Below are 12,387 nucleotides of genomic sequence, written 5' to 3'. Positions count from 1 at the left end.
TGGTGTCTTAGCCCCTGCGCTTTGTTGTATCTGATTCCCACGTTTGGGATCACCGGGAGAAAACACCATGCAGTTCGACTGGAGCGCCATCTGGCCCGCCATCCCCATCCTGTTAGAAGGCGCCAAAATGACCCTGTGGATTTCGGTCCTCGGTCTGATTGGCGGCCTGATCATCGGCCTGGTTGCCGGCTTTGCCCGTACCTACGGCGGTTGGATCGCCAACCACGTGGCGCTGGTATTCATCGAAGTTATTCGCGGTACACCAATCGTGGTGCAGGTGATGTTTATCTACTTCGCCCTGCCGATGGCGTTCAGCGATTTACGCATCGATCCTTTCAGCGCGGCGGTGGTCACCATCATGATCAACTCCGGGGCCTATATTGCGGAAATTACCCGTGGTGCCGTGCTGTCGATTCATAGCGGCTTCCGCGAGGCCGGCCTGGCATTAGGCCTGTCACGCCGTGAAACCATCCGTTATGTCATTATGCCGCTGGCGCTGCGCCGCATGCTGCCACCGCTGGGTAACCAGTGGATCATCAGCATTAAGGACACCTCGCTGTTTATCGTGATCGGCGTGGCGGAACTGACCCGTCAGGGGCAGGAGATTATTGCCGGTAACTTCCGCGCGCTGGAAATCTGGAGCGCCGTGGCGGTTATTTATCTGATTATTACCCTGGTGCTGAGCTTCGTGCTGCGTCGTCTGGAAAGAAGGATGAAAATCCTGTGATTGAATTTAAAAACGTCTCCAAGCATTTTGGGCAAACCCAGGTGCTGCACAACATCGACCTGAAAATTAACCAGGGTGAAGTGGTGGTGATTATCGGGCCTTCCGGCTCCGGTAAATCTACGCTGCTGCGTTGCATCAACAAGCTCGAAGAGATCACCAGCGGCGATCTGATCGTCGACGGGCTGAAAGCTAACGATCCCAAGGTTGACGATCGGTTGATCCGTCAGGAAGCCGGCATGGTGTTCCAACAGTTTTACCTGTTCCCACACCTGACCGCGTTGGAAAACGTCGCCTTTGGCCCTATCCGCGTGCGCGGACTGAAAAAGTCGGATGCGGAAAAGCTGGCACGCGACCTGCTGGCCAAAGTTGGCCTGGCTGAACGTGCGCATCACTATCCTTCAGAGCTTTCCGGTGGCCAGCAACAGCGCGTGGCTATCGCCCGTGCGCTGGCGGTGAAGCCGAAAATGATGCTGTTCGATGAGCCAACCTCTGCGCTTGATCCGGAACTGCGCCATGAAGTGCTGAAGGTGATGCAGGATCTGGCGGAAGAAGGCATGACCATGGTGATCGTCACCCACGAAGTCGGCTTTGCCGAAAAAGTGGCGTCACGGCTGATCTTTATTGATAAGGGACGGATTGCGGAAGACGGCAACCCTCACGAGTTGATCAACAACCCACCAAGCCCGCGTTTGAAAGAGTTCCTGCAGCACGTTTCCTGATTTATCCTGTTCAACGGCGGGCGCACTCAGCGCTCGCCGTTTCTATTTAGCACGCGTTCCCACTCCCCGTCTCGTATCATTTCCTACTATATTGCTTGTTTTTATTAACATTTGTCTTTAATCCGCCGATTTACAGAGCCCCAAGAGAGGATAAATGCCCGCAACCGCATACTCCCGATTAGGTTCTCATCTGCGAGAACGCTGGTTTCCCCTGTTACTGCTGCTGATAGCCTGCACAGTTTCCCCATTGGCGATGGCGCAATCCGCGCAGAAAACCGCCCCCGTTGACCAAAGCCAACAGCAAAAAGCCTCTTACGCCGCACTGGCGGATATTCTGCAAGACGATAAGGCCCGCGCCGCGCTGATCGGCCACCTCAGACAGGCAGCAGATCAATCTGCCAACGGCCCGCCGAAAACAGAAGCGTCAGAAACGCCAGAGTCGCTGAGCGACAATCTGAGTAATCTGGCACAAGGGGGCATCAGCAGCGTTAACCAAAGGCTAAACTCGCTGCAAAAGCTGATCGACTCGGGGCCAAAACGCAGTTTTAATCCCGACAGTTTTTTCCGCGCCCTGGGCTACTTTCTGCTGACGGTCGCGGTGACCTTCGCCATCTTCCATCTGATCCGTCGGCTGATCCACCCGCTGTACAAACGCATGGGCAGTTGGGGACACAACGCCAAATTGCAGCAGGGGCCGTGGTATAAATTGCCGACGGCCATCCTCGGCGCTTTCGCCGTCGATCTGCTGGTATTGCTGCTGGCGCTGGCGGCGGGCAACCTGTTTGCGCGCCATGTTAATGCCGACAGCGCGACCATCCTGCGTTTGCAAACCCTGTTTCTTAGCGCCTTTGCGGTTATCGAATTCTTCAAGGCGATACTGCGGCTGATTTTCTCGCCCAACTTCGATTATCTGCGCCCCTTCCCGTTTAGCGATGCCAGCGCCCACTACTGGAACCAGCGTCTCGCCTGGCTGAGCGGCCTGATTGGCTACGGTCTGATGGTGGTGGTGCCGGTAGTGGCGACGCAAATCAGCTATCCGGCTGCGGCGGCCGCCAATCTGATTATCATGCTGGCCCTGACGCTGTATGCGGTGGCACTGATCCTGCGTAACCGCAAACCGATACAACGGCAAATTAACCTGCTGGCCGAACGATCCATGGCATTTTTCAGCATTATTTTGCGCGGTCTGGGCCACGTCTGGCACCTGCTGGCGATCGCCTATTTCCTGGTGTTATTTGCTCTGTCGCAGTTTGATATTGGCAACAGCCTGCGCTTTATGATGACCGCGACGGTGAAAAGCCTGGTGGTCGTTGGCCTCGGCGCCCTGCTTTCCGGCATGCTGACCCGTTGGATTTTCCGACGAATCTCACTGCCGGAAGACGTCAACCGACGCTACCCAATGCTGGAACGACGCATTAACTCCTATATTCCCAATGGGTTGAAAATACTGCGGGTGATAGTGGTGTTGGCGGTGACGCTGCTGCTGTTTGATGCCTGGCATCTGATCAATTTGTACCAGTGGGCCGGCAGCGAAAACGGCGAGAAAATCATTGGCGGGCTGGTGCATATCCTGCTGATTGTGGTGATTGCCGTGTTCAGCTGGACGCTGATGGCCAGCATTATCGAACACCGCCTGGCATTGGAACTGAGCAACGGTATTCGCCCGAGCGCGCGTGAACGTACCTTATTGACGCTGTTTCGTAACGTACTGGCGATAGTGATCAGCACCATTACCATCATGATTGTGCTGTCACAGGTGGGGATTAACATTGCGCCCCTGCTGGCCGGTGCCGGAGCACTGGGGCTGGCTATCAGCTTTGGGGCGCAAACGCTGGTGAAAGATGTGATTACCGGGGTATTCATCCAGTTCGAAAACGGCATGAATACCGGCGAATATGTCACCGTCAGCGGTATTACCGGCACGGTGGAGCGCATGACCATCCGTTCAATCGGTCTGCGGGACGACTACGGCGTGTATCACATAGTTCCCTTTTCTTCGATCACCACGCTGGCCAACTATGCCCGCGAATTTGGCGTCTACCGAGCCAATTACAGCGTTAGCCGCGACGAAGACATCGATCATGTCCATCAAGTGCTGCATCAGGCCGTTGATGCATTGAAACAAGACGATCAGGTGAAACATTTTCTGGTCGGCGAACCGGTATTCAACGGCGTGGTCGCGCTGGGTGACCGTTCCTTCACCACCCGGGTCACCGTTCGCACCCAGGCGTTGAAACAGTGGGTGGTGCAGTACGCGCTCGATCGCCTGGTAAAAATGCATTTTGACCAGGCCGATATCGCCATGCCACAACAGGCCATGCAGCTTTCTTATGCTCCTGGCTCAGAACCCCCGGCAACAAAATGAGTTGAATGGGAAAAGGCGCTAACCCTGCCAGTTGGGGCTAGCGCCAGCGGCCTCAGTGCAGCGCTTCTGGCTGTTTTACCGAGGCAAATGTCTGCATAAGTTTCACCACGTCTTGCATGCCCACATTCACCTGATTGATCACCTCACCGGCATCATGCGTCAGGGCAACGCCACCGCCCGCTTGCTCCACACAAACCGCCATTCCGGCAATCGCCGCTGCCACGCCCTGTTGAATCGCTTTGGTAATCCTTTCGATTTCTGTCGCCGCCTGGCGGGACTGTTCTGCCAGAGTACGCACTTCGTTGGCGACCACGGCAAAACCGCGCCCGTGTTCCCCCGCGTGCGCGGCCTCAATAGAAGCATTGATTGCCAGCAAATTGGTTTGAGAAGCAATTTTACGGATTGACTCCACCATGGCACCAATTTGCTGTGACCCTTTGCCCAGTTCGCTGACCACGGCGGAAGTATCGCGTGCGGCCGCTTCCACCTGCTGCATACCCGCCACCGCCTGCTGCACGATCACCGCCCCCTGCGCCGCGGTTCTGTCGGTATCCAAAGAAAGATGGTGCGCATTGCGTACCATCTCTTCCTCGTGCTGCTGCTGGATCATCAGCCGGGTAATGTCCTGGGCAATCTTCACCACTTTCACCAGCCGCCCATCTTCGTTGAGGATTGGGTTATAACTGGCCTCCAGCCAGACTCGCTCCCCACGACGGTTTACCCGCTCAAAACGCCCGGTAATAAACTCACCGCGAGCCAAACGCTGCCAGTGCTGACGGTAATCGTCAGAGGCGGCAAATTCTGGCGGGCAGAGCACCGCATGCGACTGTCCGCGCGCCTCCTCCAGCCGATAACCCATCAGATTCAACATATTGTCGTTCGCGTCGAGGATCTTTCCCTGTGCGTTGAAAGTGATCATCGCCATAGATCGATTTAACGCTGCCAGTAAACTTTGATGTTCCTGTGCCTGGGTAATGCGTTCGGTCACCACGCTGGCAATCTTGACGATCTCTATCACCCGCCCCTGCTTGCTCAATACCGGGGTATAGGTACCCTGCAGCCATACAACTTCACCGTCTTTGCGAATGCGCTTTATATTGTCGGTAATCGGCTTGCCATGATTTAACATTTCCCAGTGCTTACGGTATGCCGTACTCGTAACATATTGCGGGTCACAAAAAATACGGTGATGTTGGCCGATCACTTCCTGGCGCTGGAATCCCATAGTTTGCAGAAATAAATCATTGGCTCGCAGCACGGTGCCGTCGGGTTTAAATACAATCATGGCAACGGCATTTTCTATCGCGTTCAATTCCGCACGGCTGTGGGTATTTAACTGACTGAATCGTAACAGCATAGGGTAAAAATCCTTCTGGCAGATGATTTAGCGAACAATGGCTTCTCATTTTATTTTTACGCACGCCGCGCCCACACGCAGGCGCACATCAACCAGAGAAACAGGCAGGCCTAATTCTCCAGACAGATAACGCTAACCGGGATAAATATATCAATTCAGTAAAGTAACTATTAATTTTTGAATAAATAATTAAATCAGGATTTTTATTATGGTAACCGCATTGAGAATAACGCAAGTTGAAGAAATTGAAAGGAAAACGCGAAGTATTATTGGCGCCGGTTAAATAACCGGCGCCTGCGGACATTAATACGACAGTCAAGACTCAGGCGACCAGTAATTCCTCCGTCGATGCCGTAGCGGTGATAGTAACCTCCGGTGGGAGATAGCGCAGCTCACTGAGCAACATCTGGTGATCCTGGCCCAACAGCAGGATCACGCTGTCAGCCGCATCCAGCCGGTGATCGTCGTTATTGTCGACAATAATATAACTGCTGTTTTGATCGGCCAATACGCTGCTCACCCCCACCTTAGCGCTGAGAGCCCCCGGTCTGCCCAGATCCAGCAGTGCCGCCAGCAGTTGGCTGGCGCTGCCCATCTGTTCATCCCCCAGCACACCAATCCGGGCTTCGATATTTTGGCCGTCGCTGGTGCCGTAATCCGCTAATGAGCGACCTCCGGCATCATGGGATAAGCACACTCCGGACAAAACGTCAGTAATGCTGTCTTGCTGCAGTGAAAAACCCTTGAGTGTGACGCCGGAAGCCGCCGTGCTTGATTGCAGAGTTACGCTGTTCTGCCCTGCACCTGCGATTAGCGTGGTATCTCCCTTGATGTTGAACTGGTCATTGCCCCCTCCACCTTTGACTAACAGTTGCTCACCCACCAGCCCCAATTCGGCCAATAACGGATCCAATTTGGCCTGGCTGGCACCGCTGAGCGGCAGTAAATCCAGCATCTGGATCAGCGTACCGTTTCCGCTGCCGCCATGGGCCGAATTCAGGGTGAACGCATTACCGGCAAAGGCGGAAGCGTCAATCAGCCCCACGTTGTGGTAGCCCTCCTCCAACGTCAGGTTAAAGCTCGCTCGCCCCGAAAGCACAATGTCATGCACCTGGTCATTGCTGCCGGTCAACGTCAGTGCGCTACGCCCCCAACCCGTGGCATTGATGGCAATCAGCTCCAGCGGATTTTCACTGCCGTGAGAATCCAGCGCCAAAGACCCGACGTTTCCGCTGCCGGAAAATAACAGATCGACGCGGTGAGTGGCATTCGCCAGAAAATCGATTTCGAGGCGGCTGTCCGCCTGATCGCCCACGCTGCTGATTTCAAGCCGTGCAGCATTCGCATTAGCGTTAATCACTTTGACATTATCCGCCCGATCGGAAAGCAACAGTCCCCCGCTACCCAGATCGTTCGCAGCCCGATCCTGGACGACATACCCACCCCGAGTGCCCTCTACCGTCGCGTGACCATTTAGCACGCCATAGTCAAAAACGTGGGCTTCAGTCGCCAGTTTTTCTGTCTTAATCCCACTCCAACTGACCTTATTCAGAGTCGCTTCAGCCTGGCCGATATAACCAGCCAGGTTGAGCTGTTCAAAATGGCTGAAGTTGGCAGCGTTGCTGCTCACCGTGCTGACACGCATTCCCCAAAGATCGAGTGTAGAAGTGAGTTTGACGATCAGGTTAGCAGACAGGATGTCCATGCCCGCACCGCCGTCGGCTCTCAGCGCCCAACCGACATGGTTTGCCCCTCCAGTGGAGTTCCCGGCCCATAACAGGCTGTCATTGCCCTCATTGAGATTAAAATTCCCGCTGGCGGCAGCCACATCGGCCAGCGCCATTAACTGTACCTGATCGCTACCGTAGGTACCGTCGAGAGTGACGTTGGCGTTATTTACGGTCACCGCCACGCCATATTTAACGTTCGGGTTATGATGCAACTGAATGGCCGCAGCCCCACCCCCATTGATAGTCAAATAGGAAAGCTGGGAGGCATAGCTCAGATCCACAGAGACATCCTTATCTGCATTGAGGAAAACCCGGAACAGTACGGCAGTTTCCGCGTTGCTCAGCGAGTGTCCGACATGGGTGTTTACCGTCCCGTAAGCATTTCCACCCTCTTCGCTAGTGCCAAGTGAAGCCGTGGTTTTATAGGCCAGGCTTTGGCCAATCTCACGGGCAAACGCCCATTGCTCACTCTGAGTCACTCCGCCAGTGACGTCGTTAGTCATCAGATCCTCAACTACCGCCTGCGTAATCACCCCCTTGTCGTCACCCAAAGTCCGATAATGCGCCAGTTGCTGCTCATCCGCGGCTCTGCCATGAACGGCCTGATACACGTGTTGAATAAAAGCATCCCCCTGCAAATCACCAATCTGTCCCTGAAACTCGGGGGTTGCCAACAGGGCAGCGACCAACTCCGGATAACTCAGGGTGCCGGAAGCCAGAGTTTTGCTCCAGGTTTCCAGTGACGCGGCATCAATACTCCGTTCAGGAATAGCGCGAAACAGCGCTGCCACTTGCTCCAAATAAACCGTGGCAGGCAGTTCCCCCGACGGATATTGATAACCGGCATCATTGAAATGCTGCTGCGCAACCTGATCTTCCGGTGCCACTTCGCCACGTAATTGCTCAATCATGGCAACCAGCAGATCGCCACGCGTCGCCCCTTCCGCCAGTTGATTTTGATAATCGGTCAACTCAGACGCCGTTGGCGGGCGCTCAAAACCCTGTTCGAACAACTGCAAAATAAAATCGCCGTCCGAAAGATTATTTATTGGCAACGTCTCTATTTTTTCCTGCGCCAGAACGCCCAGGTCGGCCCCCTGATTAAGCTGACGGCCATAAGAATTGATTTCGTCAGTCAGCCAAGGGGCTTTCAGTAGGTAGAACATGGCGATGGCATCAGCGGCCCCTCCGACAGCATCATCGGCAACGGACGGGAATAGCCCTTCGGCAATCCTTTGATCCAATGCGTCACGCTGCGCGAGGATAGCCGGATCGTCCCCCAGATAATTAAAAAGACTGATGACCACACTGGCGATCGCGCTATTGAAATGGCCCTGCGTAAGCAGCTCGTTGATATAATCCGGGTCGGGGTAGGCGTTATAAACCGAAAGGTAGACTGAGGTGAGAATATCGTATTCGCTCTGGCCGTTCATCCAGTCGGCATCAGGCTGACTCATTAAAATACTGGCCATGTAAGCCGGTGGCTGGCTGCTGATATCAAATTGACTGTCGTAATAGTCAATTTCAGAAACCGTCGGCAGACGTCCAAAAATCCCGATGATCAGAGCGCCGACTTCTTGTTGCGTAGATAAAGGAATCATAATAACTCCCACTAATGTGTCGAATGAAAGATACGGCACATCAGTGCCGCAACCTGTCTCCAACTGCATGGAGAGAGACGATGCACACTGCTGGGATAGCTATTATTGGTATGGCTACAGTTAAGGAACCTTAATGGGATATGTCAAGAAAGGGTGTCAAGCCTAAAGTCGGTATGGGAGCTGCCTCCCATACCGGCAAAAATCTGTGCAAACTCCGAAATTAGCGCCAGCGTTCTGCCGCCCAGGCGGCCTGCTGCTCGGCGTCATGGAAGGTCCAGGCGACAAAGCGGCTGATCTTTTGCCCCTGCGCCATCTCGATAGTGCGCACTTCCGCCACCCCGGCCAACTTCGCCGCGTGATAAATCGACGGCAAAGTGGTGTGTTTGGATATCAAAGAAGTGAACCACAGGCAGTTCTGCGCCTTGCTGACGCTTTCTTCGACCATTTTACGCACGAAGGCTTCTTCGCCGCCTTCACACCACAGTTCGTTATTCTTGCCGCCAAAGTTCTGTACCGGCTTGTCGGCCACTTCGCCCTTGCCCAACTTGTGCAGTTTGCGGCGGGTGCTGGCCTGCGCTTCCTGCTCGGAGCCGTGGAATGGCGGGTTGCACAGCGTAGCGTCAAACTTCTCTGCCACACCGATGATGCCGTTAAAGATAAACTCCGGCTGTTTTTGCAGGCGCAGGCGCACGCTGTTTCTTAACGTCGGGTTCATTTCGACGATCATTTTGGCCGAATTGAGCGACACCGGGTCAATCTCTGAACCGGTAAAACGCCAGCCGTATTCGCGCAGGCCTACGATCGGATAAATGCAGTTGGCACCAATCCCCACGTCAAGGATCGCCACGCCTTTGCCACGCGGGATCTCACCGTCGTTGCTGGTCGCCAGCAGATCGGCCAGATGGTGCAGGTAATCGGCGCGCCCCGGGATTGGCGGGCACAGGTAATCGGCGGGAATATCCCAGTGCTCGATACCATAGAAGTGTTGCAGCAACGCACGGTTGAGCATTTTAACCGCCGCCGGATCGGCAAAATCTACCGAGATATCCCCCCAGGCGTTCGGCTTGACGAACGGCTCCAACGCCGGGCAGCTGGCGATCAGCGCCGGAAAGTCATAGCGTGAGCGATGACGGTTACGCGGGTGCAGTCCGCTTTTCTGCTGCGGGAAGCTTTTCTTTTTTTCCACCGTGACGGGCTCTCTTAAAGGTATTTCTGGCGCGTAAGATACCATAAAGCGAAGACAAACTTGCAGGCGGCGGGAAACACGTCAAAATATTAGCTCTGTTTCCCCTATCTCAGGCCACCTATGAGCAGTGAGTCCCGTTATTACTATGAACCCGCCGCCGGCCATGGTTTGCCGCACGATCCGTTGAACTCCATTGTCGGCCCGCGCCCGATAGGCTGGATTTCCTCGGTCAGCGTCACCGGCCAACGCAACCTGGCACCCTACAGTTTTTTTAATTGCTTCAATTATCGTCCGCCGATCATCGGCTTCGCCAGCAGCGGCTGGAAAGACAGCGTGGCGAACATCGTTGAAACCGGGGAATTTGTCTGGAATCTGGCGACGCGTCCACTGGCCAATGCCATGAATAACAGTTCCGCCAGCCTGGCGCGCGGTGAAGATGAATTTGCCTTTGCCGGCGTGACACCGCTGCCCAGCCGCTTGGTGAAGGCCGAACGCGTAGCGGAAAGCCCGGTTAACTTTGAATGCCGCCTGTCGCAGTGCATTCAATTGCAAAGCGCCGCGGGTGACAAGGTGGATACCTGGCTGGTGTTGGGGGAAGTGGTGGCGGTGCATATCGATCCGGCGCTGCTGGACGAACACGGCATCTATCAGACTGCCGCCGCCGAACCTATTCTGCGTGCCGGTGGGCCGAGCGCCTACTATGGCATCTCGGAACAGCACCGTTTCGACATGACCCGCCCGGATGCGCAGAAGCGCTGATCGCTCACGGGTGGTGATAAAAAGCCCGCCGGTGCAGACACGCGGCGGGCTTGTTCAGCGGTTTCAGGCCAGACGTGCGTTAATCGCTGCGGCGAAGTCACGGCACATCTTTTCATCGCTCTCGGCGTTATCCGCCAGCACCTGCTCGCCATCCACCACGCGGATATGCGCCGCCAGGTCGAAGTCCGCCGCCGGTTGCGGCCGGGCAGCGGCAGCAGCGATGGTCTGCTGAGCATCCTGCCACGCCTGCGCCACTGTCTGGTTACAGGCCTGCGCCAGATAGTCCGGGTTAAAGCCTTCGCCGGTCAGGCTGCGTAGCGTCTCATCATGGCTGACACCGTTACCCGGTAGCCAGTAGTGATGCGCCAGATCCGGGCCAATCGCCGGGTTATCGGTAAGATAGCCGTCACGCTGCAAGAAGAAATGGCGCGTCTGTTCGACCGCCATCAGTGCCAGCAGATACCCCTGATAGGAACAGGCCGACTCCAGCGACAACAAATGCGGGATCGCCAGCGTCGGACGCGGGCTGCCGCTAATGCCCAGAATTTTGTGCTCAACCTCGCGCGCCAGTGCGGTAATCGCCTCTGGTGTCAGCTGTTGCTCATCCCACTGATACAGCGCCCACTCAAAGTAAGGCACCAGCAGAATATGACGTTCATTGAACGCACGCATCGGCTGGCGTGCCGCAATACTGGCCTCAATCAATGTATCCGGCACCGGCTCACCGGCAGCGTTTTTCGCATAGCGTTTCAGCCAATCGGCGTCGTCCAGCAGGCTGTCACAGAACATCGACTGGGTTTCCGCATAGGCCATTGAGGTCGGCGGGAACTCCTGCGAGAAGCAGGGCGCGTTCTGGCAGATATTGGCAAAGTGCGCGGCATGCCCGCCCTCGTGGAACAGCGTATTGAGCCCATGAGCGCCACTGCCCACCTGATCCGGCTGCGCCAGGCTGGTGAAGTTAATCCGCGCCGGCAGCCATTTCCCCTGCTGGATAAACGGCGGTACCGGACCGTGCATAAAGCCGTTTTCATACTTGCCCTGACGCACCAACAGATCGAGATCCATCTGCGCGCCTCGAAAACCGATGTGCAACCGTTTGAAGCTGTTGATCCAACGCTCCAGCGACTGGGCAAACGGGAAGTAAGGATCCAGTTGTCGGGTCACGTCACCGGCGCTGGCAAAACGGATGTTCCAGGGTTGCAGCGCCTGCTCGCCCTTCTGCGCCGCCAGCTGTTGCAGACTGCGTGAATTGGCATCGCGGGTTTGCTGTTCAAAACGGTCCAGAATGGTGAATAACTGCTCCGGCGTCATGCGCTCGGTTTTATTGACCTTGTAGTCGAAATAGTTGCGAAAACCCATCTGGCGCGCAAAGCGGTTACGCAGACTAATCAGCTCCGGCAAACCGTTGTGCAACAGCCATTGCTCCAGCTCACGCAGCGCATTCTGCGAACTGCGGCGGTAGTCTTCGTTTTCATTAGTGGCCTGGTTGGTCAGCAACTCACCGAGCGAGGCGTTCACCCGCTGCCCGGCGGCATTCAGATGGCTGACCGGGTTGGCCTTGCGTCGGGTATACAAGTCCGCCTCGGCACTGATGATCTGATCCAGCAGCGTCTGAGCCTCGGCATCTTCAATGGCGTTACAGTCAAAGAAACGCAGCCAGCCATTCAGCCCATGTTGCAGCGCATCGCGCTGTGCATCCTGCGGCAGAACTTCAAGCCCAGCCAGCAACCGGCGAATTTCCGCCAATCGACGCGGTTCGGCGATAAAGCGTTTATAAGCGCTTTCCGCCGCCGAAAAACGTGCTGAAACATCGTCACCACCGGTGCCCATATAGTTGTGCCAGAACAGATCTTCTTTGGTGCGGTGAACCTCAAGATAATCCTGATTCAATTGATTGAAGTAATCGAGAGCCTGTTGCATAACCATCCTTTCAGCCGAATAGC

General features: G+C 55.5%; 8 protein-coding genes. 4 read left to right on the top strand and 4 right to left on the bottom strand.

Annotated elements, in window-relative coordinates:
• Positions 1–67 precede the first annotated feature (67 nt).
• The 3 genes from glnP to ybiO all read left to right on the top strand — a co-directional run bounded on the left by glnP (position 68) and on the right by ybiO (position 3,811).
• A complete protein-coding gene (glnP, locus tag SERS4_RS0108195; protein ID WP_012005911.1) occupies positions 68–727 on the top strand; it encodes a glutamine ABC transporter permease GlnP in 660 nt (219 codons plus the stop codon).
• Positions 724–1,446 (top strand): glutamine ABC transporter ATP-binding protein GlnQ, encoded by a 723-nt coding sequence (gene glnQ, locus SERS4_RS0108190; RefSeq protein WP_012005910.1) that lies wholly within the window; start codon positions 724–726, stop codon positions 1,444–1,446. The genes glnP and glnQ overlap by 4 nt, the downstream gene beginning before the upstream one ends.
• Before the next feature lie 154 nt (positions 1,447–1,600).
• The gene (ybiO, locus tag SERS4_RS0108185) at positions 1,601–3,811 is read left to right on the top strand and encodes a mechanosensitive channel protein (RefSeq protein ID WP_017892117.1); all 2,211 of its coding nucleotides are present in this window, start codon (positions 1,601–1,603) and stop codon (positions 3,809–3,811) included.
• A gap of 52 nt (positions 3,812–3,863) precedes the next feature.
• Here ybiO and SERS4_RS0108180 read toward each other — a convergent pair whose 3' ends face one another.
• The 3 genes from SERS4_RS0108180 to rlmF all read right to left on the bottom strand — a co-directional run bounded on the left by SERS4_RS0108180 (position 3,864) and on the right by rlmF (position 9,685).
• Positions 3,864–5,168, bottom strand: a complete 1,305-nt coding sequence (locus tag SERS4_RS0108180) for a PAS domain-containing methyl-accepting chemotaxis protein (RefSeq protein WP_017892116.1) — start codon at positions 5,166–5,168, stop codon at positions 3,864–3,866.
• A 322-nt stretch (positions 5,169–5,490) separates the two neighbouring features.
• The gene (locus SERS4_RS0108175; RefSeq protein WP_017892115.1) at positions 5,491–8,499 is read right to left on the bottom strand and encodes a DUF4214 domain-containing protein; all 3,009 of its coding nucleotides are present in this window, start codon (positions 8,497–8,499) and stop codon (positions 5,491–5,493) included.
• Between the two features lie 220 nt (positions 8,500–8,719).
• Complete coding sequence (gene rlmF / locus SERS4_RS0108170) at positions 8,720–9,685, bottom strand: 23S rRNA (adenine(1618)-N(6))-methyltransferase RlmF (protein WP_017892114.1); 966 nt, start codon at positions 9,683–9,685, stop codon at positions 8,720–8,722.
• Between the two features lie 120 nt (positions 9,686–9,805).
• On the opposite strand from rlmF, the gene SERS4_RS0108165 reads away from it, so the two are divergent.
• Positions 9,806–10,444 carry a flavin reductase family protein gene (locus SERS4_RS0108165; RefSeq protein WP_017892113.1) on the top strand — a complete coding sequence of 213 codons (639 nt, stop codon included), beginning with the start codon at positions 9,806–9,808 and terminating at the stop codon, positions 10,442–10,444.
• Between the two features lie 63 nt (positions 10,445–10,507).
• On the opposite strand, the gene SERS4_RS0108160 is transcribed toward SERS4_RS0108165, so the two are convergent.
• A complete protein-coding gene (locus SERS4_RS0108160; RefSeq protein ID WP_017892112.1) occupies positions 10,508–12,364 on the bottom strand; it encodes a M3 family metallopeptidase in 1,857 nt (618 codons plus the stop codon).
• Between the last annotated feature and the right edge of the window lie 23 nt (positions 12,365–12,387).

Origin of the sequence: Serratia sp. S4 (genome assembly GCF_000347995.1) — a bacterium.
Classification (GTDB): Bacteria; Pseudomonadota; Gammaproteobacteria; order Enterobacterales; family Enterobacteriaceae; genus Serratia; species Serratia quinivorans.
Note: the sequence above shows the minus strand (reverse complement) of the source record. Positions and strands in the feature narration are given on the sequence as shown.